At 46.3% G+C, this 26,154-nt stretch carries 16 protein-coding genes; 3 read left to right on the top strand and 13 right to left on the bottom strand.

The annotated features are described in order from the left end of the window. Positions 1 to 75: 75 nt before the first annotated feature. On the bottom strand, positions 76 to 528 hold the full coding sequence (locus tag DW205_RS00360; RefSeq protein ID WP_005868028.1) for a copper resistance protein NlpE: 453 nt from the start codon (positions 526 to 528) through the stop codon (positions 76 to 78). Between the two features lie 163 nt (positions 529 to 691). Between DW205_RS00360 and DW205_RS00365 the strand changes: the two genes are divergently transcribed. Beyond that, the gene (locus tag DW205_RS00365; RefSeq protein ID WP_005855899.1) at positions 692 to 868 is read left to right on the top strand and encodes a DUF4250 domain-containing protein; all 177 of its coding nucleotides are present in this window, start codon (positions 692 to 694) and stop codon (positions 866 to 868) included. 137 nt (positions 869 to 1,005) lie between these two features. On the opposite strand, the gene DW205_RS00370 is transcribed toward DW205_RS00365, so the two are convergent. From DW205_RS00370 to DW205_RS00425, 12 genes are all read right to left on the bottom strand, one after another. Then, complete coding sequence (locus tag DW205_RS00370) at positions 1,006 to 1,866, bottom strand: nitroreductase family protein (protein ID WP_005868030.1); 861 nt, start codon at positions 1,864 to 1,866, stop codon at positions 1,006 to 1,008. A 94-nt stretch (positions 1,867 to 1,960) separates the two neighbouring features. Next, a complete protein-coding gene (locus tag DW205_RS00375) occupies positions 1,961 to 2,962 on the bottom strand; it encodes a GGGtGRT protein (protein ID WP_005855903.1) in 1,002 nt (333 codons plus the stop codon). 8 nt (positions 2,963 to 2,970) lie between these two features. Then, positions 2,971 to 3,162: a hypothetical protein gene (locus DW205_RS00380; protein ID WP_005855905.1), complete on the bottom strand. Its 192-nt coding sequence runs from the start codon at positions 3,160 to 3,162 to the stop codon at positions 2,971 to 2,973. Next, positions 3,155 to 3,847 (bottom strand): iron-sulfur cluster assembly scaffold protein, encoded by a 693-nt coding sequence (locus tag DW205_RS00385; RefSeq protein ID WP_005855907.1) that lies wholly within the window; start codon positions 3,845 to 3,847, stop codon positions 3,155 to 3,157. Before DW205_RS00385 ends, DW205_RS00380 begins: the two co-directional genes overlap by 8 nt. Positions 3,848 to 3,971: 124 nt before the next feature. After that, complete coding sequence (locus tag DW205_RS00390) at positions 3,972 to 5,927, bottom strand: alkyl/aryl-sulfatase (protein ID WP_005868033.1); 1,956 nt, start codon at positions 5,925 to 5,927, stop codon at positions 3,972 to 3,974. After that, entirely contained in the window at positions 5,917 to 6,363 is a 447-nt protein-coding gene (locus DW205_RS00395; protein WP_121962988.1) for an OsmC family protein, read from the bottom strand. Before DW205_RS00395 ends, DW205_RS00390 begins: the two co-directional genes overlap by 11 nt. A gap of 18 nt (positions 6,364 to 6,381) precedes the next feature. Further along, positions 6,382 to 7,506 carry a TlpA disulfide reductase family protein gene (locus DW205_RS00400; protein ID WP_005868035.1) on the bottom strand — a complete coding sequence of 375 codons (1,125 nt, stop codon included), beginning with the start codon at positions 7,504 to 7,506 and terminating at the stop codon, positions 6,382 to 6,384. A 140-nt stretch (positions 7,507 to 7,646) separates the two neighbouring features. Then, positions 7,647 to 10,625, bottom strand: coding sequence for a hypothetical protein (locus DW205_RS00405; protein WP_034530494.1), 2,979 nt, complete (start codon positions 10,623 to 10,625; stop codon positions 7,647 to 7,649). A gap of 12 nt (positions 10,626 to 10,637) precedes the next feature. Next, complete coding sequence (locus DW205_RS00410) at positions 10,638 to 13,505, bottom strand: hypothetical protein (RefSeq protein WP_005868038.1); 2,868 nt, start codon at positions 13,503 to 13,505, stop codon at positions 10,638 to 10,640. Between the two features lie 142 nt (positions 13,506 to 13,647). Then, positions 13,648 to 16,653 carry a hypothetical protein gene (locus DW205_RS00415; protein ID WP_005868041.1) on the bottom strand — a complete coding sequence of 1,002 codons (3,006 nt, stop codon included), beginning with the start codon at positions 16,651 to 16,653 and terminating at the stop codon, positions 13,648 to 13,650. A 14-nt stretch (positions 16,654 to 16,667) separates the two neighbouring features. Beyond that, positions 16,668 to 19,571, bottom strand: coding sequence for a hypothetical protein (locus DW205_RS00420; protein ID WP_005868043.1), 2,904 nt, complete (start codon positions 19,569 to 19,571; stop codon positions 16,668 to 16,670). 119 nt (positions 19,572 to 19,690) lie between these two features. Next, entirely contained in the window at positions 19,691 to 21,400 is a 1,710-nt protein-coding gene (locus tag DW205_RS00425) for a helix-turn-helix domain-containing protein (RefSeq protein WP_005868045.1), read from the bottom strand. A gap of 551 nt (positions 21,401 to 21,951) precedes the next feature. Between DW205_RS00425 and DW205_RS00430 the strand changes: the two genes are divergently transcribed. After that, complete coding sequence (locus tag DW205_RS00430; RefSeq protein ID WP_005855923.1) at positions 21,952 to 23,595, top strand: diphosphate--fructose-6-phosphate 1-phosphotransferase; 1,644 nt, start codon at positions 21,952 to 21,954, stop codon at positions 23,593 to 23,595. 129 nt (positions 23,596 to 23,724) lie between these two features. Next, positions 23,725 to 26,022, top strand: coding sequence for a beta-galactosidase (locus DW205_RS00435; protein WP_005868047.1), 2,298 nt, complete (start codon positions 23,725 to 23,727; stop codon positions 26,020 to 26,022). Positions 26,023 to 26,154: the final 132 nt, after the last annotated feature.

A 26,154-nucleotide genomic window follows, 5' to 3' on the forward strand; every position in this document is an offset into this window, starting at 1 on the left:
GCAAATGAGTATATACTTTCATGTACAAAAGGGTATGCTTTTGCCCTTGAAAGTATATACTTATGGGGATAAATCCTAGAATTTCTTTGTTTGCTTAAGGATATAGAACTTGGCTAAGTCGCCCGTGACGGGTTGCTTCTGCTGGTCCAGCATTTTCAGTTGGCCTTCCTCTACCTTATAATACGTGATGTCTCCCCCTTCTTGTTTCGCCGTCAAGATGTTACCGTCCAGCGTGTAAGTTCCCTTATCATTAAAAATACCGTCTTTCTCGTCAATATATTCGGAGCGGAGGGTAAAGGTTTTATCCTTGTTCAATGTCAAGGTCGTTTTAATACCCGGCGAGCTGGCGGCCGGTAATGTCCCTTCGTAAACACCCCAGTAATCCAAGGAAGTCTCTGCGTTGTGCATATCCGGTACTTGGGCGGTTTCCTGCTTGTTCTTGTCTGTTTGCGTGGCGTCTGCCTTTGGGTTGCCGCTACAGCTGAATAGGGCTGCGGCTACCGCTACTACTAATACATATTTTTTCATGTCATTCAATTGAATTATAAGTTCTCGTTATTTAAAACCAGTTTGTAGGTTGTTTTGTTGCGTACCGATATTCAAATAATAAGGATCGTGTCTGGGTTCCATCTGGCGAAAAAGCATTATCTTTGTGTTGTAAAACATAGATAACATTTTTATTCGTAAGATTATGTCATTACCAAACGATCCGATGATGCTATTCAGCTTCATCAATATGAAACTTCGTGACAATTATTCTTCCCTCGACGATTTATGCGAGGATTTGCAAGTGAACAAGAAATCCCTTCTTACAAAGCTTAAAGACGCTGGTTTTGAATACAGCCCGGAGCATAATAAGTTCTGGTGATCGGGAGTGATCCTAGCCCGGTAAACCTATGAGATCCGAACCATAAGTCAATGACTTACGTATCGTAATCCATTGACTTACGATGCGTAATCCAATGGATCGCATACACCGGTCGATAAGGTTGTCTCCATCAAGTCTCACTCGATATAGTTCTTGACGATCTCTTTCCGGTCCGTATACTTCGGGTATTTGAAAGCCGGTATGCCGAGCGCCATGATCGCTTGTATCTTGCCGTCGATCCCTAGCGTCTTGGCGAGCGTATCTTTTCCTTCCTGCCGGATGGCAGTGAGTACAAAGCCCATATAGATCTGGCTTACCCCAAGCGATTGCGCCATCAAGGAGGCGTTTTGATAAGCGAGGTTAGCGTCCTCACTTCCGAATCGGTTGGACTTCGGTGTATGGATCAGTAGCAGGGCGGTGGCTTTCCGGAGAATCGGGTCTTTACCCGCCTTGTGTTCCTCTTTCAACCGATTGAATACCGGTACGTATTTATAGACATCCTTCATAAACGGCTTGACCACACATTTCACGACGGGATTCAATAATAGCTTCGCCAAGGAGTCGAACACGCCTATCGTATAATCGCTCACCTGCCGTAGCTTTTGCGGATCGGTGACGACGGTGAACGAGAGGCTTTGGGAGTTTGTAGCCGTCGGCGCGGAATGAGCGGCCTCCACGATCTTGTCCAGCATCTCCTTGGGGACGGGCCTCGAGGTCAATGTCCGGTTGGAACGGCGTGACTTGATCAGCAACATCACCTGCTCCGGCGTAGGCATTTGGCTGTAATCGATCGTATGCGTTTTCTCCGGCGGGAATTCGCTGTGTAGCACGGAACCGGTCGGACATACGTCCACGCAATGCCCGCAAACGATGCAGCTTTCCACACGTACCAGCCCGATCGTCTCTCCGGCTCTTTCTTGCGTGAATATATCCGAAGGGCATACCCGTACGCATTTCCCGCATTTGATGCAACTCTCTTGGTCTATGTTTAGTGTCATCCTTTTCCTCCTTTTGATAAGTAAAATAAAAACTCCTGCAACCATCAAGATTACAGGAGTCTATATATAAACAATTATTTTATTGTTTAGTTGATTACTTCTTCATAGCTTCCTCGATAGCAACCGCTACAGCAACCGTAGCACCTACCATCGGGTTGTTACCCATACCCAAGAAGCCCATCATTTCTACGTGAGCAGGAACGGATGAAGAACCAGCGAACTGAGCGTCACCGTGCATACGGCCCATTGTGTCCGTCATACCATAAGAAGCAGGACCAGCGGCCATGTTGTCCGGGTGCAAAGTACGGCCCGTACCACCACCAGAAGCAACAGAGAAATACGGGTGACCGTTCTCCATACATTCTTTCTTATAAGTACCGGCTACCGGATGTTGGAAACGAGTCGGGTTCGTAGAGTTACCCGTGATGGATACGTCAACACCTTCCTTACGCATGATAGCCACACCCTCACGAACGTCGTCAGCGCCGTAGCACTTAACTTTCGCACGAAGACCGTTAGAATAAGCTTTCTCCTCGATAACGTTCACCTCACCTGTCATGTAGTCGAACTGAGTCTGTACATACGTGAAACCGTTGATACGAGAGATGATCTTAGCGGCATCCTTACCTAAACCGTTCAAGATAACACGCAAAGGCTCTTTACGAACCTTGTTTGCCATCTCGGCGATCTTGATAGCACCCTCAGCTGCGGCGAAAGACTCGTGGCCAGCCAAGAAAGCGAAACACTTAGTCTCCTCGCGAAGCAAACGAGCGGCCAAGTTACCGTGGCCGATACCCACCTTACGGTCATCCGCAACAGAACCAGCGATACAGAATGCCTGTAAACCGATACCGATAGCCTCGGCAGCCTCGGCAGCGTTCGTACAACCTTTCTTGATAGCGATAGCGGCACCTACTACGTAAGCCCAGCAAGCGTTCTCGAAACAGATCGGTTGAGTTTCCTTACACATTGTATAAGGGTCGATACCCTTAGCATCGCAGATAGCCTTTGCGTCTTCGATACCGTTGATACCATATTCGTTTAATACCGCGTTGATATGATCAATACGACGGTCATAACTTTCAAATAAAGCCATATTATTTTTTACTTTTTAAAATTCTTATTTACTAGGAATAAAGATATCAGAAAGTTGAAAACCAATACACCGCCGCAACAAGCCACGTAAAACGCCAACCACGGTTTCTCCGGCTTCATCACGAAATACGTGATAAGCGTAGCCACGGCCGTGATAACGCTCAGCCCGATGAGGACACGTGTAAATGTTTTCTTATTCATTACGAGGATCGATATATTTTACAGCTTCTTTGAAACGACCGTAAGAGCCTTTCGCCTTTTCCAGTGCCTCGTTAGCGTCCATACCCTTCTTTACCATATCCATGAATTTACCCAAGTGGATGAATTCATAACCGATTACTTCGTCATCAGCGTCCAAAGCCATGCGTGTGCAATATCCCTCGGCCATCTCCAAGTAGCGGGGACCTTTAGCCAATGTACCGAACATCGTACCCACTTGGCTACGCAAACCTTTACCAAGGTCTTCCAAGCCAGCGCCTACAGGCAGACCTCCCTCAGAGAAAGCGGACTGTGTACGACCGTAAACGATCTGCAAGAACAACTCGCGCATAGCGGTGTTGATAGCGTCACAAACAAGGTCTGTGTTCAATGCTTCCAAAAGGGTTTTACCCGGAAGGATCTCAGAAGCCATAGCCGCTGAGTGAGTCATACCGGAACAACCGATTGTCTCTACAAGAGCCTCTTGGATGATTCCTTCTTTAACGTTTAATGTCAGCTTACATCCACCTTGTTTCGGCGCGCACCAACCGATACCGTGAGTCAAACCAGAGATATCAGTGATCTGAGTTGCTCTAACCCACTTTCCTTCTTCAGGAATCGGAGCGCACTGGTGGTTAGCTCCCTTCTTTACAACACACATGTGTTGAACTTCATGTGAATAAATCATAATCGCTAATTTATTATATTAAAGTGTAATAAAACCTTATGCTAATTTTATAGTAATATCGCTTTCTCTAAAGATCGCACAAAGATAAATTTTTTAATCCAGCCATGCAAGAGGCGGGAAAGGTTTAAGGCTCGATGATATTAAAATAAGCGTCCGGAGCCTCAAAAGTGGAGAATAGCTCTTTTAGGCTTTCAAGTTTCCCGGTTACCGATAACTTATGGGCTTGCAGATTTGCCGCTATATTCTCCGGCTGCATGAGACTTGCGTAGATGACTTGTTTGTCTCCTTCCAAAGTTACGGTAGGGGCCGGATGGAGCCTGCCGATACGGTTCGATAAGGCGCCGTTCTTTAAGATCAAGGTGGCTTGTTCGTTCGTATCGGTTAAGATAATATTTATTATTAAGTCTTTATCGGCCGCTTTTTCTCCATTTATTTGGATAGCGAGCAAATCGAATAGCATTTCGGGACTTAGGTTCTGGGACATACGTGCCCGGTTTGAGTTGGCCTTGCCTTTGCCAGCGATGCCTTCGGTCAGTTCCATAGCTCCGGTCAGGTAGAAATTACGCCACGGGCCGCTTTCCGCTTGGTAGCCCAATTGAGCGTACGTGTCCGCAAGTAATTGGCGGGCGGGTTTATGCTTTGGATTAGCGAAAACGAGATGGTTCAGCAAAGTAGCCGTCCAACGGTATTCTCCTTGATTGTATGCCTCTCGCGCCTTTTTCATTACCTCGTCCTCTCCTCCGATAGCCTCTACGTATTTTTTACCTTCTTCTACCGGCGGGAGTGGGTTCAGATGGGCGGGGATGCCGTCGAACCAGCCGAAATACATTTGATATTGGGCTTTTACGTTATGGCTAACGGTTCCATAATATCCCCGGTTGGCGAACTCGTTGGCGATAGAGCTTGGTAATTTAATCATCTCCGCTATTTCTCGAGGCGTATATCCTTGGTTGGCGAGGTGAAGTGTCTGATCGTGTAGGTAGCGATACAAATCCCGCTGCTTTTCCCAGTAAGCGACGATGTTCTTATTGTCCCAAGTCGGCCAATGGTGGGTAGAGAAGGATACCTCTACCTGATCGCCGCACTCCGTGATCGCCCGGTCGATATATTTGCTCCATAATTGGCCGTTCCGGACCTTCGCCCCTCGTAAGGTCAGCAGGTTGTGCAGGGTACGGTTGATTTCCTCGGCTACGCAGAAAGCTTTCATCTCAGGGAAGTACATCATGATTTCCGAGGGAGCCTCGGCGCCGGGTACGGACATGAATACGATCTCGACACCATCAATTCGTAAAGTCTCGCCCTCCTCGGATATCTCACGGGTAGGAGGGACCAAGCCCGTAGTTCCTGCCGCGGTAGTTTGTCCTAAACCAGTACCTATATTTCCTTTCTCATTTTTAGGTAGACTGCGGCCATACATATAGGTCGCTCTTCGCCCCATGGCTACACCCGCCATCAGGTTCTCGCTGACGGCATCTTCAAAGAAACCCTTGGGGCCAATGATCTCGATCGTTTCGGGCTTATTGGGGGCGTTCTCCAATATAGCGTCTATTCCCGCGAAATGGTCCACATGAGGATGCGTATAGATAACCGCCTTGACCGGAAGATCTTCTACATGTTTCTTCAGAAGATTATAACCTGCTAGGGCCGTCTCTTTCGAGAGCAATACATCTATGACGATCCAACCGTTATCACTACGGATAAACGTCATATTTGCGAGGTCGAATCCTCGTATCTGGTATATTTTACCGGGTAATACCTCAAATAAGCCGTGTATGCGGTTGAGTTGCCCTTGTCGCCAAAGACTAGGGTTGGCGGATGCCGGAGTCTCTTGACGCAGGAAATCCCAGACAGTTAATCCATACACCTCTTTTCCTGTCTCGTCGGTAATGGAAGGTTCGTCTATCGTGGCGATAAAGCCACGGGTAGCGTCTTCAAAATCTTGTTTGTTATCAAACGGGAGTGATTTCACCACTTGTTCGTTAGCCTCTTTCGTAAACATTGAAGGTTCCGTGTTTTGCGCATATACGAACAAGTGACTGGTAGAGATAAATAAAAGTAAGAACTGTTTTCTAATCTTCATGTTTTTGTGGTTTAAGCGGTTCGCCGTTCAGTAAGATATCGTAGGTAATCGGGCCTATCTTTTTCATCATAAGTCCTACGCCACAGTATTTTTCCTGTGAAAGGCGAATCGCTTTCTCTATTTTGGCGGCGTCCCCGATGTTCCCGTCGATATAGTATGTAGCGTGGAATGCGGTATATACCATCGGGATCGTATCCGAAGTCTCTGCGGTTACGTCGATAGAGATTTTGTCGAAACGTACTCTCATTTTAAGGAAAAGGGAGATTACGTCCATTGCGCTGCATCCGGCCAAGGCGACCAGCATTAAAGCCTTAGGACGGGGGCCTTCATTATTACCCCCGTTCTCGGCTGTTGTGTCGATCGTAACCTTATGGCCGTCCAGCAAGGTCTCGAAAGTCGAGTCCTTCGTCCAGTTTAACGTGATTTGGGCGGACATATCGTGTTATTGTTATTATTATTTCAATATTTCTTGAAGTTTAGCGTCGATCTCCTCGCCATGTAGGTTCTTGGCGATGATCGTTCCGTCCTTATCCACCAATACGGTGTGAGGGATGCTGTTTACCCCGTATAGTTGAGCACCGGAGTTTTTCCAGCCTTGCAAGTCGGAGAGTTGGGGCCATGTGATATTTAGGTCCTTTACGCCTTTCGCCCATGCGTCAGCCTTGCTATCCAAGGAGATACCGACGATCTCGAAACCTTTGTTCTTGTATTTCTTGTAAGCGGCTACCAAATTTGGCATATCCCGGCGGCAAGGAGGACACCAGCTTGCCCAAAAGTCGATCAACACGATGTTCTTGCCATTGCCTACGAACTCGGATAGCTTGTGCGTCTTACCGTTCGGGTCGGCCATCTCGAAGTCCACGAACTTCTTGCCTACGGCTACGGTTTTCAGTACATCTAGGTGAGCCATGAGCTTATCGATGTTTGGAACGGCCTTGAAAGCGGAGTCCGCCTTGGCGATAATCTCGTTCTGGGCCGCCTCGTCCAAGCTATAACGGAAATCGTATAATAACTTGGCGGCGGATTGCTTGGTCGTATTATTCAATATGTAAGTCTTGACGGCATCGGTTACCTTTTGGTCGATCTCGTCATATTTCTTCTCGGCGGCGCTTACGACTTCCTTGTCCTCTGATTTCATGTCGGCGGAAAGTTTCTCCAGATCCGCACGCAAAGTCTTCATTTGTGCTTGCAGGGCTTTCAATCCGTCATTCTCCGGTGTTCCAGAAACGGCGGAAGCTGCCTCATCAAGAATAGCCTGTAATTTACCGTTCTCCAATACGAATACGCTTGTGAAAGGGGCGTTCTCGCCGGAAGCGGCACGTTTGGGTTCCACGACATCCTCGGCGAAGGCAAGCTTGCGTAAGGCGGGGGCGTTCTGTGTTCCCTTGAACGTGAACGTACCGTTTTGCACCAATGCGCTATCCATTGGGGCGGCATCTTGTACGCCATATTCATACAGGTAAACGTATTTTCCGTTTAGATCGGTGTTCGCTACGGTACCGTTGATCTCGTAACCCGGTTTTTCGCTGCATGCGGCTAGGAGCAGGGCTGATGCGGCAAGAATAAGATACTTTTTCATTTTGTATTTGTGTATTAAGTAATGTATATGAGATATAAACTTCGCAAATATACGAAGTCTTTTGTGATAATCGGGCGCAAACCGATGAATAGTTTGCACCCGATTTGGATATATATAGATGATGTTAAAAGGGGCGTATCTTATGGGTTGTATTTTGCGAATTGGAAATAACAAGATTGCAAATAAGGGAGTTGTGCGCATATTTGGTTGTGTGTTCCTCCTATCTGCCAAGTTCCTTGGAAATCGAATCCGGAATATAAAGTCTTTTCGCTTTCGTCTCCTTTACGGCTATCTGGCAGGGTTGCGGTTGCTGCGAAATCTTTTCCCGTATCCTTTACTAAATAGCTCGACTTCATGTTTTTATCGGTAAGATACCCGGCAAGGGCATTCCCATAGTCCACTTTTGCGGCGTTTATGACGAAGTGGCAATTTGCGTCTTTTCCCATATTTCCGACAATACCTCCTCTGTAATCTCTCCTTCCCCAGGATGTTGAGTGCTTTTGCCCTGTGACAGTTCCTTGGTTATAACAATCTGTTATGTTCCAATTGCCTGCTTTCGTATGTTCGATGCTACCGATAAGACCACCTATACCGCCATTTTCTTTTTCAGAGTCTCTGGAGAGATCTATATTTCCCCAGTTACAACAACAATTAACCCATGGAATACTACAGTTTGCGTATCCTAAAATTCCACCTGCGCCCCAATAGTCTTTACTTGCTGTGACATGTCCGTGATTTACGGAGTTATGGATCTGCACATTCATCGAAGAGTAGCCAACGATACCACCTATGGCATCGTTTTTATCCCATCTTCCTTTTTTACCGCTGATATCTCCGTAATTTGCAGAGTGATAAATTTTAACTACGCTTGTTCCCGAAATGTACCCAATAATACCACCTATTCTATAATTAGCGGTTAAATTTTTGAGATTTACGACTTTTCTCAATGTAATGTTTGAGGAACAGTCTGCATGTCCGATTATACCTCCTATACCATCTCCGACATCATTAATGGATGTATAATTCACCAAATTCTCGTAGTTGCACGCTTTGTTGTTGGATAAATATCCGATGATTCCACCCAACGAATAGGCTTCGCTATAACTTCCGTTGTTAAATACGCCACAATTGGCTGCGCAGTTGTAGACGGTTGTGTTATTTACGCTTCCGGCAATTCCACCGACGTATCGATTGCCACATAAAGAAGGAGTGACATAGAAGCCTTCTATACTTGAATTATCTACGCTTCCCGCTATACCACCTATGTATTGGGCACTAGAACTCTTGTCGTCAGAATTGATTTTACCTGCGAAGAATGGCGTATTGTCCTTATTGGTTATCACATCGGTATCGCTGAAGTTTGGCTTATAGTCTCCTTTGAGATTCGTTGATACAATTATTCCGGAGAAACCTCCTAATCCACTGTTTCCTCTAATAGACATTAAAGGGCTTAATTGTACTTTTTGTGTATTTACATTAATTGTTCCACCGTTTTCCAATGAACCGGCGAAACCTCCCGCATACTGATTGGCCTTTATGTTTGCGATGTTTAAATTTATTTTGGCGGAATTGTTAAATTCTATCTTTGTTTGTTGCGCTTGGCCTAAAACACCCCCCGCATATTTGCCAGAAGAAGTGATAGGGGATGTGATTGTGGATTCCCCGATTAATTTTAAAATGATATTACCTTGTTTTGCGGATGATAAACCGATTAGTCCTCCTATCTTACTTTCTCCTTTAATAGGTTGATCTCCTTGAGATCCCGTAGATTTGTTATAAGTGTCTATGCTTAGCGTGAAAGAACTCGTTGAAGATACATACAACTTCCCAATCAATCCTCCCACTTCATCGTGTCCATCAATAGGCAGATTAACCGTGATATTATTTAAAGAGGAAGAATTGGTCATATAGAATTCACCTATCAATCCTCCGGTACGATTATTTCCTGTGATGATTTTCATATTCGGATCATCGGTGGTGTGTGTCAATTTAATGTTATTGGCGGATATTGTACCATACAATTTACCGATTAAACCTCCTGTATTATCTTTTCCGGTTAATATGCCGAAGGGAGAGGATGTTGTTATATTATTGATATCCATTTGTACGCTTTCGGCCCATCCAACCAATCCTCCGACATAAGATCCGTTATCAACGAAGGTTACATAGAATTTAGTATCATTGATCGTGAGGTGGCCTTGTTTGTTGCCTGCTTTTTCCGCATAGCCAATCAGCCCTCCGATTTTATCTTTTCCCATATTAATCGTACCACGTACCTCCACGTTCTCTATACGTACCTCCCCTTGTGCTACTCCTGCAAGAAGACCGCATTTGGAGCCTGGACTTTGGATATTCGCACCCATAAGGGTAAGGTTACGGATGATGGCTCCGTCAAGGAGCGTGGAAAATAGGCCAACTGATTCTTCCGTGGAACTTCCAGTGAACGCCATACCCTGTATTTGTTTCGAGTTTCCATCGTATATGCCGGCAAAGGGGGCGCATTTATAACCATTTCCTTGGTAAAGACAGTCGGTGACAGGCGCTAAAATATCGGCTACCTGTTTAAAATATTGGTTTTTACCATGGCTACTGTCATACATAAGGAGCTGCTGTACCATATATGCGAAGTCCTCGGTGGACGTGATCAAATAGGGATGATCTACTGTGCCTTTTCCTTGCAATTGGTCATATTTATGTACAGTGGCAAGTACAGCGCTTACCATTTGCTCTTGGAACGTAAGGCGATAACCTTGAGGGTATAAATTTCCTTCCATTTCGCTCCGTATCCACATTATATAATCCCCGTCGGCGATTTCTTGATTGTTCGGGATATAGATTTCGCAAGTGAGATTTCCCGAAAGGAATCTTAAGTTTCCCTCGAAATCGAGAGTGCTATTGTCACTCAATGACGTGAGTTGTAGGTATATGATCCCGTCCTTATTGATGATTTCACTATTCTCTTGGGGCAAAGTAAAGGAGCTGACCGAATGGTCGCCGTTTTCTTTCAAGGAAGAACCGATGCTGTTTCTCCGCATATCGTCATCTGAACAACTTCCGGCCAGCGATAAGATGAACAGGTATAGAAGTAAGTGCCAGATAGGCTTATTAATCGTTTTCATATTTGCTTGTTTTTATAATTGGGGTTCTTTGTATTGCATCTCAGATTGATAAGGAACCGGGAAGTAGCCCAGTCCTGTGTAGGGAATCTTCCAAAGTCTTTGGAAATCCCAGCCTTGGAATGTGGAAGTGGTCGATAATTGTGGCAGGGTTAAGCCGGTGGCACCATGGATATTTCTATTTTCGATCGTATTTTCTAGGCAATAGTTATCTTCAAATCGGCTTAGTGCATTACCCGTATAGGCGAAATTTTTCCACTGGCTACCGATATTCAGGCATTTTTTTACGACAGCTTGCTTTTCCGGACTTCCTACCGTAGCTCCTCCTATTTTATTGCCATCGCTTCCGTTTAGGCAATCCGATATCAGGCAACCTTCATCAAAATGCCCGATGAGTCCTCCGTTGTAATCGCCGTACGGGCCTGTTTTCGCCCTAATGTTTCCGAAGCTGACACATTGGCTGATTACCACAGCATTTTCTTGGAAATCGTCCGCTATAGCTGTTATGGAGTTTGCGTATCCGACCACACTGACGACCACACCGGCCGCAGCGATTATCGTGCTGACACCACCTGTGGTAACGAATCCGGCGACAAAAGCGGCTGTGCTGGCTATAAAACATACCCCGTCTGCCAAGGTATGGATGATCTTTTCTGTTTTCTTGATATCCAGTATTTGATTATAGCGAAGATTTCTTTTGTAATTCATCGCGTCACGGAAATCCTCATGGTTTTTGCCGGTCTCATACCAAGCAATCACTTTTTTCCTGTATTCGTTCATGAATTGATCGATCATTCGCCCATATTGAAGATTGGGTGTGCTAAACTGAAGAGCTGATAATTTATTTCGCAGTATATTATCCATATCTGTTTCCAGTTTTTCCATCCCCTTGGTGACTAATCCACTAAGCGAAGTTGTGTAGTCCTTTCGTTGCATTGGACGGAAAAGGTCGGCCATTTCTTTTCCCAATGAATAGGCACTGATACTTTCCATTACTGCGTCGTATGACGTGATTAGATTGTTAAGGATTGTCGTTCCCGCATCAGCGATACCGACAACGGTATTAAAAACCGAAAGGCCAAGCTCGATAGTGGCGAATATGGCGGAGCGTTTCTCGGCCTCTGTCCATTCCCTTGAATCGCCGACTTCTCCGATTAATCCGGCGATATACCCATTTCCTTCTACATCTGCTAAGTTAGCGCAATAGTTCATGGATAGGCAACCTCCTGCGATACCGGCCATCCCTCCGATATATGTACTCCCCGAGATCTTGCCCATATTCACATTTAACGCCAATGATCCGCTTTGTATTTGTCCGCTCATGCCGCCACTGAACCGTGAGGCAGATACAGTTCCGAAATTGATCGTGTTGGTGATACTGGATAATGGGGTAGCCCCGATTATGCCACCGGCATAGTAGCCATCTGCTGTTACCTTTCCTTCATTGTAAGATTTGTAAGTTCCTAATTGTGCTTCACCGCATAGTCCGCCTACATTCTCTTTTCCGTTGACTCTGCCCTTATTAGAGCAATATCCTATAAATGTATTATTATATGTTGCCGGATTAAGAATGACTAAAGTACTTCCTATGATCCCTCCAACACCTCTCTGGCCATTTACGCTCCCCTCGTTCCGGCAGGTTATGATTGAGCTGATTCCGCTTCCGCCGACGATACCTCCGGTACCCATGAAACCAGATAATCGATCAGGTTTGTGTGAGTGTGTGCCGCCTTTTACCTGCGATTTGTTCGTGCAGAGATAGACGTATAAGGAATCAGCGTAGCCGACAATTCCTCCTGCGTTCATGTAATATGCCTCTACCTTGCCTTTTTCGTTACTGGAGTTGGTGATTTGTGTTGTCGAAAGTACGTTGGCCCCGCCAAGAATACCGCCTACGGCTATAGCTCCTTGTACGGTATTATCGTCTACTTTGCATGAATCGATCCATAATTTAGTGTTTGGATCTACGGAACCTACAATTCCACCGATTCCCATACCGTCCCCTTGACTTTGGATGGTCGATGATTTTACCGTGCATCCCTTGATAAAGGTTGGATCTTGTCCGCTTCCCGATGTGACGATCGCTCCAGCTATGGCGGATACGGCACAATAGCCGGTGATGTCTGCGTTTTGGATTGTCAGGTCCATGATGACAGCCTTGTTTACGTATCCGAACAAGCTGGCGGCAATCTTGTTTGGATCTTTGAGGGTCATGTTCTTTATCGAGTATCCGTTCCCGTAATAATATCCGGTAAATGGATAAGTCGCGGATTGCCCGATCTGGTACCAATTTCCCTCCCAGCCGCATTTGTCGTTATAGCCGGTCATGTCAATATTGTTTTGTTGGGAATAACAAGTGGAAGAGGACACATATCGGTTGGATATTCCGGTTCTGATCTTATTCAAGTCATCATTTGATCCGATCAGATAAGGATCATCGGGGGTACCGGCTCCGTAAAGTTTCATATTGGAGTTATAGGTGCTTTCTATCCGGATACCATCCGGGGTTATGTTTATCTGGCAACATAATCCGAATTGGCGTTTCAGTCCGTCGATTTCCGGACAATCCGATTTCACGGTATATTCCATATAGAGTAATTGGTATTTACCCTCTTTCAGTCCCTTTTCCATGATGAAATGGGATATTCCAGAAATCCGTTGGTGCTTAGCCTTTCGTTCGATAATACTTCCGTCTGGTACCTTGATATAGAAAGCTAGTTCTCCATACGTGAAGTCCTCGGTTTCATTTGAAAACTTGATTTGATCATGAACCCCTTCATACGTATCGTTTGTATTTGGGGGTAATTCCGGTGTTATTTTATCATCCGAACATCCGGCAAGGATGATAAAGAAAAAGTATAGGAAAAAATAATTTGTCTTCATAATATAAATTTGTTTCTAGAATTATCATGCCATCCATAATATTTTCTCGGTACTTCTCAGAGAGACCTTGAAATTTCCCAATCTTCCAGCTTTACGTTATAGCTATGGGAATGCTTGCTACCTTGTATAGTTTGTCAATCCTCTATGGGGCATATTTTGCGAACTGGAAATAACATTTTCCTGAATGCAAGTAGGGTAGCATTTTATTCTCCGAGCTATATGTGCCACCCAGAACCCAGACCGGTTGCCGGTTTGGATCATGATCTCCCGTGAAGTCGAATCCTTGGTAAATATTTTTATCTTCTCTGATTGGTAGAGGGATAGACGTTGCCCCAAAGTCTTTGCCTGTACCGGGCGAGATATAGATATGTGTCAGGTTATTCTTGTTGCCGTATCCGACACCTGCGTTTCCAAAGCGGACATAGCCCCCGTTTACGGCCCGGTAACATCTCCCGTGGCTTCCGAGGTTTCCTACGATCCCTCCCCGATAGTCGGTACCAAGCGTGCTGGTCGCTTTTTGCTGTCCGTTGATTTCTCCCATATTGTAGCAATCCAGTACGTAACTGTCGTCGTTATCGTTAGCCTTTTCTATGCTACCCACGATACCTCCAATGCCATGGCTGTCTTCTTTATCTTTCGGATAGTCTATATTTGCCCGGTTACAGCAGTAACGGACATGTGCTCCCCCTTGCTTCACATACCCCAAGATACCTCCTGCTCCATAATACTTGGCATTCCTGTTTATGGTGATATTTCCGTGGTTAACGGATTTATAAATTGTAATGGCATCCTCGGCGGCACCGGCTATACCGCCCACTCCGCATTCTTTATCTCCTGCGATACCTTGGATTGAGCCGAAATTAGCCGCGTCATAAACCTCTATGTCTTTTCCTGAAGTTTTCCCTATGATACCGCCTACGTTATTTGTGGCTGATATCTTACCTAAATTCACGACTTTATTGATCTTTACGCTAGTTCCTGCTACCATACTCCCGAAAATGCCTCCGATATAATTGGATCCTGAGGAGATATTACTGTAATTTACTAGATTGGAAAACTCACAGTGGGATGAGCACGATGCTTGTCCGATAATTCCTCCTACCATAATGGCGCTATTATTCCCATTATTAAATGTTTCTGTTTTCACGCCACAATCTGATATTTGAGTATCGCTCGCATATCCGATGATTCCTCCGACAGTACTTCTGCCGTAAATGGAAAGTTGCGTGAAGAGTCTTCTGAGGGTAGATTTATCGGCATATCCGACAATTCCTCCAATAGAAGCGGCATTTTCTCGATAGGGTTTTTCCGAATTTATGTTACCCGGGAAAATAGGTCGTGGAATCTTGCTCACGATTACGTTCGTGGTACTGAATTCGGGGGTATAGGTTCCTGTCAACGTCCCATTATATAATTTTCCGATGATTCCTCCTACGTTATTTCCTCCTTTTATTTTGATGTTGGGATTAATCACCAATATTTCCGGATCCAAAAGAATTTCTTTCCCCGGTTCTTGGTAAGATAAGGCTCCGGCTAAAGTGCCACAAATCCCTGAAGAAGCTTCAAGGGATTCATTATCCATATACAATCGTGAGGCCGGGGTAAATTGTATTTGGGTATCATCTAAAGAACCGAAAATACCTCCTATAACAGACTGCCCGGTTATCGAGGCATGAAACAAGGATTCCCCTTTAAGCTCTATCGTAAATGCGTTAGCGTGTGTTTTGTGGGAATATCCGATCATTCCACCCACATAACTACCCCCTTGGATTTGAGACCGATTTGCCGGATTGGACAACTGGAAGTTCTCGATGGCGATGAGGATATTGGTAGGGGTTTCCGACCGGATCTGACCGATCAATCCGCCGACATAGGAGCTACCTTTGATCGGCATGTCGATGGTTATGTCTTTGAAATTGGATGCCGCCTGTAAGAATGCCTCTCCGATCAATCCGCCTACGTTCTGGTTTCCGGATATCGGGAAATCGTTTAAGGTGGTATGTTGCAGCTTAATTTTTCTGGCATCGATTTGACCATATAATTTCCCGATCAGACCGGCCACATGATTATTCCCTCTCAAGTTTTTGAAAATCCCGTCGCTACTGATATCCTCCACTTGAATGGAAGCGTTCTCGGCCCAGCCGATCAACGCTCCGATATAAGAGCTGCCGGATTCCGAGAATGAGACGCCCAATCGCACATTCCGGATACTGATTTGTGCCAACGACTGGGCGTTGCCCTCGATATAGCCTATTAAACCGCCAACCTTATCCTTCGTGGACTTGATATTCCCGTTTAAGGTTATATTCTCGATTCGTATATTTCCGTTAGCTACTCCCGCAAGCAATCCGCAACAATTCCCCGGATACTCTATATCCGCTCCTTCTATATCAAGATTCCGGATCACTGCCCCGTCGTGTAAAATGGAGAAAAGCCCGATTGCGTCGCTTTGCTCTCCGCCGTTCGTCCCGAGATAGGTTAGGTTTAGTATCTTATGGGAATCGCCGTCGTAGTTTCCCGCGAACGGGGCGCTTTTATAAGCGTTGCCTTGATACAGGCAATTGGGGATAGGAGCTTTGATGTCGGCTATTTGCTTGAAGAATTGCCCGTATCCGTAATTACGGTCGTACGTGGCTAATTGAGACACGAGATAGGCGAAATCGTTGGTGGAAGTAATCAGATAAGGATTTTCTTCCGTACCTTCGCCATTCAGCATCTCGTAAATATATTTAGTATCACGTACCATACTGACCATCTTGTCACGGAATGTCAGATGATAGCTTAGTGGATAGACGCTGCCTTCTTCATCGAATTTTAACCAAAGTATATAGTCTCCATCTTCTAATACCAGATTATTGGGGATAAACATTTCACAGGAAAGAATCCCCGCGTTTTTCCGGATCTTACCTTCCATGAGCTGTATGGAGTTATCGCTCAGCGATCTCAACTGGAAAAAGATCTGTTCTCTCGTATCTTGTATGGGAGTTTTGCCTTCCGGCAAGGAGAACGTGCTTATTAGATGAGATTCTGTCTCTTGCAAGGTCGATCCGCAGTCGTTTCGTATGATGTCATCGTCTGCGCATCCGCCGAGCAAGATGATAAGCATGCATGCGCATATATTCCATATTGTTTTAGTGTATGTTTTCATGTTTGTTCGTTTATTTATAAATTAGGTTTATCAAATTGCATCTCGGATTTCTTAGGGATCGGAAAGCTGCCTGTTTCGTTGGATGGTATTTCCCATTTTACATCAAAGTCCCATCCAGTAAAGGTCTTTTCCGACTTTAAGTCTTGTAAGCTGAATATGTTCATAATCACAGGATTCGGTTGCTCTACAGTGCCCAGCATGCAGTAATTCCCAAAATAAGAGACGGATGCGGGAGGTGCGAAAAGATACCAATTCTCCCCGACATTCAAGTTCCTGCCTACCCTTACGTTTGGATTGACAACTCCAATTAGGGCATTGGCTCTTTTATTTGAGCGTCCCATATTTATACAATCGGAGATAAGGCAGCTTTGCTGAAGTTGGCCTACCAAGCCTCCGCTGCTATATTGGCCAATCTCTCCGGCGTTCAAGCATTGTGTGATAACGACGGAGTTTTCCACGAAATCATCAAGAGTGGCCGAAACCGAATTGCCGAAACTGACTAACGCTAGCGCACCTCCCATCAAGGCTACAGCGGGAACACCTTCGGGGAAAGTGATAACTGTAACAAAAAGCAAGGCTGAATTGACCGCGCAACAAACACCACTGACAACCGTATGTAGAACTTCTTCGTTTTTTTTGCTTTTAAGGATCTGTTTGGAGAGCAACCCTCTCTTATAATTCATCGCGTCACTATAAATCTGGTGGTTTGCCCCACTTTCAAACCATTCTGTTAATGCCTTTCGATTAGACATGAACCTATTTGTCATATCTTTGCTCCTCAGTTTGATGCTTGCGAACGATAGGTTATCTATTTTATTGGCCAGTTTCGTGTCCATGTCTGATTCCAACATGGCGATATCATGGGTAATGACACCTTTCAGCCTCTCTGTTTCTATAATCTCCGGATGACCGTGTGAAATAAGCCCGAATACGCTAAAACCTTCTGATAAAATATCGATATCATTTAAGACGAGGCTAAGTACTGTAAGGGCGCAGTTAACAAGGATTTCTCCGCTTTCTCCCACGATTTTAGCGAAAGGGACAAATCCGACAAGAGTAGACGCCAGCTCGAATGTGGCAAACCCCAAGGATACGCCATCCATGATCGTCCATTTCTTTGCGTCGCCTACCTCGCCGATCATACCACCGAGGTATGAGGAGCCTGATATCGGCGCGAAATTGGAACAATAGTTCATGGCAAGCGTATTCCCTGCCCTTCCTATCATACCACCGGCATATTCATGGTAGGAGGCTACTTCCCCTAGATTCGTGTTAATACCCAACGAGCCGGCAAGGATGGAACCGGCTATTCCTCCGCTATAAGAGGAGGCGATTACTTTATTGAAATTCGCCGTGTTGGTGATGGAGGCCAAGGGAGCGAATCCTAAAATTCCACCAGCGAAGGATGAATTAGCCTCGATCATACCTTCATTATACGATTTATAAGCGCCAAGTTGCGCCTCACCGCATAATCCTCCTATATAACTGTCGCCGTTTATATTCCCCGAGTTCGAGCAAAAACCGATAAACGTGTTATTATAATAAGTTCTCGGCTGGGTAGTTACCAGTGTGCTTCCGATAATTCCCCCTACGCCCCTGCTTCCTTGCACCGTCCCGCTGTTTCGGCTGGAAATGATGGTGCTCAATCCGCTTCCTCCGGCGATCCCGCCCGTTCCTACATTATATATAGAATTGGCAGGAAGGTTTCCGGGAGGAGCGGTTGTGGATGCGGCACCTTTGATAGTGCCATTATTGCTACATGAATATACATAGAGCGTATCGGCGTACCCAACGATTCCTCCGGCACAATTGTAAGATGCGGTTACCTTGGTATTCCGGTTGTGGGAGTTCGTGATTTGTGTCATTGAGTACACTGTTCCTCCGCCAAGGATTCCTCCTACGGCAATCGCCCCGTTTATAGTGCAATCCTCTACCGAGCAGGAATCTATCCAGAGATTTACGTTCGGGTCTACCATGCCGGCGATCCCGCCTATGGCCATGCCGTCCGTGACTACGCCATCGCTACGGCTTTCGATGGTGGATTTTTTTACTACGCACCCTTTTATAAATGTCTTATTGATGCTTCCCCCCTTGGTGGTAACGGCTCCTACGATAGCCGATAGCGCTCCATAGCCGGTTATGGTGGCTTTCTCGATGGTGAGATTCGAGATGATGGCTTGATTTACGAAGCCGAACAAACTAGCGCCCACGGCGTTTTTATCTAACATTTTCAAATCCCGGATCGTATAGCCGTTGCCGTCATAATAGCCCGTGAAAGGATAACTGGCTGATAATCCGATCTGGTACCAGTTGCCCTCCCAGCCGCATTGGTCATTATAGTTGGCCATGCTAATGTCATTTTGTTGTTCGAAGCAGGTGGAGGAATTAACAAGGTTACCATTGTTGTGGAAGTTGAGGATCGCTTCTTGTATCTTCGCCAAATCATCGGCAGAGGTTATCCGGTACGGATCTTCCGGCGTACCGTTCCCATACAGGCCGATTCGCTCGTCACGGTTGGTTTCGGTGGAGATCCCATTCTCACTGACGGTAATGTAGCACCCCATGCCGAACTCCCCATTCCGCCCGTCAATGTCCGGGCAATCCGATTGGATGGTATATTCCATATATAGTAGCTGGTATTTACCCTCCTTCAGCCCTTTTTCCATAGTGAATAGGGAAGTCCCGGATAATCGCCGGTGCTTGGCTTTCCGTTGGATAATGTTCCCGTCGGGAGTCTTGATGTGGAAAGTCAGGTCTCCATACGTGAAATCTTCGGTTTCTTTCGTGAAACTGATCAGATCGTGTACTCCTTCATAGGTATCCTCTGTGGAGGCCGGGATATCCGGAATGTTTTTGTCATCCGAACATCCCATCAGAATCAAAAGAAAGAAAAGGAGAAAAAAATAATTTGTCTTCATATATAGCTTGTTTTTAGGATTAACAGATATCGTTTCAATATGCGAATAGTAATCCTAAAAGCTGTCCGTGTGGCGCAAAACATTTGTCCGTGTGGCGCAAGTTTTTGAAATATAGTATTTTAATTTTCTTTTTCTTTCTCCGCAAGTTTTCGATATTCGTTAGGAGACAGGCCATAGCTCTGTCGGAAAAGGCGGTAAAATACCGAGCGGGAAGCGAACCCGGAGTCATAGCATATTTGATCGATCGAGAGGGCGGAGGGAGAGGAGAGCAGTTCGGCGGCATGCTTTAGACGAAAGTCATAAATATATTCGCGGACGGTCATATTCCCGCTGTAAGTACGTACGGCTTCCATCAAGTAGGTACGGTTGGTCCCCAAACGTTGTGCCAGATCATCCCGGTTCAAGGTGGGATCGGTGTATAGCTTTTCTTTTTCCAATAACTCGTTCAAGTTTATGAATAAACGTAATTCCCGGGAAAGATCGTTCTCGGGTATTTGCTTAATGGTTTCCACCGCCTTATTCTCCTGCCGGATCTGTTCCTGTATACGTCTGTAAAGCACTTGATTCTTTGCTTTTAGACATTGGGAATAAATGATATATCCCGCTAGCAAAAGGACAAGGAGCAAGCAACCGGTAAAGGCGGCGAACATCCAGTTCCTTGCGTATTGCCTCTCTTGGTTGAGCCGGTCTACCTCGTAAATAGTCCGTAGTTGATCCATCCGAGAGGCGATATCCAACCGGTTTACCGAGTCTTTCACCTGTATATACGTATGATAGAGAGATATACAGGACCGGGGATCTCCGGAATGAGCCAGAAGTTCCGCTTTCTTCAACAAATCGTCCATATAGAAAGATAGGTCGCCCTCATGAGCAGCTAACAGGATATCCATATCCTTGATAGCCCCTTGGTAATCTCCTGTCATTTCCCGTAATTCTCGGCGAGCTTCGTAAAAATGCTCATAGGCGTTGGCCGGGATTTGGGGATGAATAAACCGGACTGCCTCATCCAACAATCGTCTCGCCTCTTTTATTTGCCCTTTCTTTAGGAAAGAGAAGGCTTGGAGAGAGCGGGAGGTGACAGGATAATGTCCGGTAGGATCTACTTTCCCATGCTCGTCCCTCCATTTGACAAGGGCGGCATAGCTGTCGGCATAACGGGATATGCGTTCCGTGTCGTTCACCTTCAGGGCGGTCATGAAGAGCCATTCGTAAAGAACGGCCGAGATGTAGAGTACTTGGTTCTCGCCATTCTCGTAAGTGGGGCATATAGCGATCCCTTTTTCCAGCGAGGTGAGGGCTTGGTCGTACAAGCCGAGTTTATAATACATGCTGCCTTGTACCTGCAAGGCCATCGTCATGCCTACCGGTTGTTTAACCTGTTGCGCCGTCTCGAACATGGTTGTGGCTTCCTCACGGGCCTCGTCGAACCGTCTTTGCTTGAACAATCCGGATATATAAGTATTATAGGTGGAGAAGTAGAAACTGTATTGCTTGGCATCCAATATAAAAGGAAGGCTTTCCTGCGCCTCGATGATAGCCGAATCCACGGAGTAGAAATTAAAGAGGCATTGTATACGATTCAATCTTGATTGACAGATAGCCGGAGTATCGTACCGGTCGATAGCGTCGTTGAGCGTAGCGTCCCAGTCGGCGATATCGTTGGTGGACATGGCTATACGCATCAGTAGATCATGCTTTTCCTTACCCACGCTCGCTGCGGCCCGTTGTCGCAATGAATCTGTCGGGGGATGTCCTTGCGCTTGTATCTCGTTATGAGACGAGATCAGGCAGATAAGCGATAATAGGAGTGCAAGAGGGCTTTTTCGCATCGAATTTTGTGATTAACTAACGTTAATAGAAGGTGTAAATATACGAAGTCTTTTGTGATAATTAGGTGCAAGTTGATGAATAGTTTACTCTATTGTGCCATTGAAGTAGCCTACAGAGTAAACGGATTAAAAAAATACAATAAAGCATTTGTTTGAAATGGTTTATAACTGGCTTATAATTAGATGGATATAAATTATGATGGAGATTTGAGTAAAACACGTACATGTTTTCGAAAAAACACGACCGTGTTTCTTGAAAATTACGTACGTGTTTTTGGAAAAACACGACCGTGTAAAAAATAGTCAAGTAAAATATACAGTAAGCTACCTGTTTTCTCGTGTTCACTTCATGGTGACACACCCTCTTCTTGTTGAAGGTTGATCGGTTATAATGATGAGGGCAAGTTTACCAGTGATTTCCCGGAAGTTTTTTTCGATGCTATTTTGAATGAACATATCCCCCTTCTCTTTTATTAATACGGATTTTTTTCCTTATATTCGCGTCACTTTTGAACACGTATCAAATAATTTCTAAATAAATCAATTAAGAAATGACAAAGAGTGCATTACAAATCGCAAGAGCAGCTTACCAACCGAAGGTACCCGCTGCGTTGAAAGGTGCAGTGAAAGCCGTTGACGGCGAGTATACTCAATCAGTAGCCGATCAGGAAGAAATCAAGAAATTGTTCCCGAACACTTACGGAATGCCGATCGTTACATTCGAGAAGAGTAACGAGGAGAAGGCTATGCCTGTCATGAACGTTGGTGTGATCCTTTCCGGTGGTCAGGCTCCCGGTGGTCACAACGTGATCGCTGGTTTGTTCGATGGTATCAAGGCTCACAACGCAGATTCTCGTCTGTATGGTTTCATCTTGGGCCCGGGCGGTTTGATCGATCATAAATATATGGAATTGACGGCTGATATTATCGACGAGTACCGTAACACGGGTGGTTTCGATATGATCGGTTCCGGACGTACGAAATTAGAGACGAAAGAGCAATTCGATAAAGGTCTTCAGATCTTGAAAGAGCTTGATATCAAGGCTTTGGTTATTATCGGCGGTGACGATTCTAACACGAACGCTTGCGTATTGGCTGAGTATTACAAGGCTATCGGTGCCGGCGTACAGGTAATCGGTTGCCCGAAGACGATCGACGGTGACTTGAAGAACGCCCAGATCGAGACCTCTTTCGGTTTCGACACGGCTTGCAAGGTTTACTCCGAGGTAATCGGTAACATCCAACGTGACTGTAACTCCGCCCAGAAATACTGGCACTTCATCAAATTGATGGGTCGCTCCGCTTCTCATATCGCTTTGGAGTGCGCTTTGCAGACTCAACCGAACGTTTGTATCATCTCCGAGGAGGTTGAGGAGAAGAATATGTCTTTGGACGATATCGTTACTTACGTGGCTGGTATCGTGGCTAAACGTGCCGCCGAGGGTAATAACTTCGGTACGGTATTGATCCCTGAGGGCTTGATCGAGTTCGTTCCGGCTATGAAACGCTTGATCGCCGAGTTGAACGACTTCTTGGCTAAGCACGACGCTGAGTTCAAGATGATCAAGAAGAGCGAGCAACGTGCTTATATCATCAGCAAGTTGACGAAGGAGAACTCTGATCTGTACGCTTCTCTTCCGGAGGGCGTAGCTCGTCAGTTGTCTTTGGACCGTGACCCGCACGGAAACGTACAGGTTTCTTTGATCGAGACTGAGAAGTTATTGTCTGAGATGGTTGGCAAGAAATTGGCTGAGTGGAAGGCCGAGGGCAAGTACGTAGGCAAGTTCGCCGCACAACACCACTTCTTTGGTTACGAGGGTCGTTGCGCCGCTCCGTCTAACTACGATGCGGACTACTGCTACTCTTTGGGTTACACGGCATCTTGCTTGATCGCCGCCGGTAAGACAGGTTATATGTCTTCCGTACGTAACACGACCGCTCCCGCTGATCAATGGATCGCCGGTGGTATCCCTGTTACTATGATGATGAACATGGAAAAACGTCATGGCGAGATGAAGCCGGTTATCCAGAAGGCTTTGGTTAAGCTTGACGGCGCTCCTTTCAAGGCGTTCGCCGCTAACCGTGACGAGTGGGCTTTGACTACTAGCTATGTATATCCGGGTCCGATCCAGTACTTCGGTCCGACGGAGGTTTGCGACCAGCCGACTAAGACTTTGCAGTTGGAGCAAGCTTAATACAGACTTATACATTATATAATATATAAGCTAGGGAGGATGTCATTTATTTGGCATCCTCTTTTTATTTACATACATTTGCCACGAGATCTTAAACCTAAAAATAAATCTTTATAACACATAGATTCCATGAAAAAGAAAATCGCCTATCTATTGCTCCTTTTGATGCTGATACCTGTCGGCTCGTTCGCCAAGGAGAAACGTACGTTCGAGATCAAGGACGGTCATTTTTATGTAAACGGGAAGGTAACCCCGATCCTCTCGGGTGAGATGCATTACCCTCGTATCCCCCACCAATATTGGCGGCATCGCCTTCGGATGATGCGAGCGATGGGCTTGAATACGGTCGCTACCTATGTCTTCTGGAACCTGCACGAGACGGAACCGGGTAAATGGGATTTCGAGGGAGACAAGAATCTGGCCGAGTATATCCGGATAGCGGGAGAGGAGGGATTGATGGTGATCCTCCGTCCCGGCCCGTACGTATGCGCCGAGTGGGAGTTCGGCGGTTATCCGTGGTGGTTGCAGAATATACCGGGCATGGAGATCCGCCGGGATAACCCGGAGTTCTTGAAACGCACGAAGCTTTATATCGATAAGCTTTACGAGCAGGTCGGCGACTTGCAGGTGTCGAAAGGCGGCCCTATCATCATGGTGCAGGCCGAGAACGAGTTCGGCTCTTACGTGGCGCAACGTAAGGATATCCCCTTGGAGGAGCATCGCCGCTACAACGCCAAGATCAAGCGGCAATTGGCGGACGCCGGTTTCAACGTGCCTCTGTTCACCTCGGACGGAAGCTGGTTGTTCGAGGGCGGTTCCACCCCGGGAGCGTTGCCTACGGCGAACGGGGAGAGCAACGTGGAGAACTTGAAAAAGGTGGTGAACGAGTATCACGGGGGAGTAGGCCCGTATATGGTAGCCGAGTTTTATCCCGGTTGGCTGATGCACTGGGCGGAACCATTCCCCGATATAAGCGATTCCGGCATAGCGAGGCAGACGGAGACGTACCTCCAAAACGATGTCTCTTTCAATTTCTATATGGTTCATGGCGGTACGAATTTCGGCTTCACCAGTGGCGCCAATTACGACAAGAAGCATGATATCCAGCCGGACTTGACCAGCTACGACTACGACGCCCCGATCAGTGAGGCGGGTTGGGTGACCCCGAAGTTCGACTCGATCCGCAACGTGATCCGGAAATACGTCACCTATGACGTCCCCGAGGCTCCGGCCCCTATACCGCTGATCGAGATCCCGTCGATCTCCTTGACGAAGGTAGCCGATGTGTTGGCCTTGGCGAAAGAAGGGGAACCGGTAGCGTCTCCGACACCTCTCACGTTCGAGCAATTGAACCAAGGATACGGCTACGTCTTGTACTCAACCCATTTCAACCAACCCCTGAAAGGCCGTCTGGAGATACCGGGCTTGCGTGATTACGCTACGATCTACGTGGATGGCGAGCGTGTCGGCGAGTTAAACCGTTGTTTCAACCAATATGCGATGGAGATCGATATCCCGTTCAACGCTACCTTGGACATCTTGGTGGAGAACATGGGGCGTATCAATTATGGCGAGGAGATCGTCCGCAATACGAAGGGGATCATCAGCCCGGTCAAGATTAACGGCAGCGAGATATCGGACTGGAAGATGTACAAGCTCCCGATGGACCGGATGCCGGCTTTGGCCTCCGGCGAACCTTATGTCTATAAGAATGGCTCGCCCGAGGTAGCGGCGTTGGGGAATAAGCCGGTTCTCTACGAGGGAACCTTCCACCTGTCCGATACCGGCGATACGTTTATCGATATGGAGGATTGGGGAAAGGGCATTATTTTCATCAATGGCATCAATATCGGTCGCTATTGGTACGCCGGCCCTCAGCAAACGCTTTACATACCGGACGTATGGCTGAACAAAGGAGAGAATAAAATCGTTATTTATGAGCAGCTGAATAATGACCGGAAGTCGAGCGTACGGACGGTCAAGACTCCTGTCTTGACAAAACTAAAGAAAATTACAGCCATGGAGAAAAAGAATCGTTTGATGGAAAAAACAGTAAGCCCGTTTAGCGTGGATGAGACGATGCGGCGGATCGAGGAGATTATCAAGTCTCAAGGAGGTTCCGTGTTCGCCATGTTCGATCATGGGCGAAACGCTAGCGAGGTAGGGATGAAGCTGCCTCCGAATAAGGTGATCGTCTTCGGCTCACCGAAAGTCGGGACTTTATTGATGCAGCAAGATCCGTCTATCTCTTTGGAGCTGCCGCTACGTATCTCCGTTTGGGAAGATGCGGACGGCAAGGTTTGGGTCGGTTCCCCGAATCTGGAGACGATCGCCTCCGAATACGGGATGGAAAACAGCGGCGTCATCGAGAAGATGCAAGAGGCCGTAACGAATATCGTGAGTAAATCGATAGCCGGCAGCCGGTAAGGCTCACGGATCTAATGCGATAAGAGCTTAGGAGGATGTCGGTAAAACGGCGTCCTCTTTTCTTTTATATGGCCCAAGAGACTCGTTTACCGTGCTGTAGATTGATAATAAGGTTTAAAAGTAAAAATTAGG

The organism is Parabacteroides sp. AM17-47, from assembly GCF_003434625.1.
GTDB classification, from domain to species: domain Bacteria; phylum Bacteroidota; class Bacteroidia; order Bacteroidales; family Tannerellaceae; genus Parabacteroides; species Parabacteroides distasonis.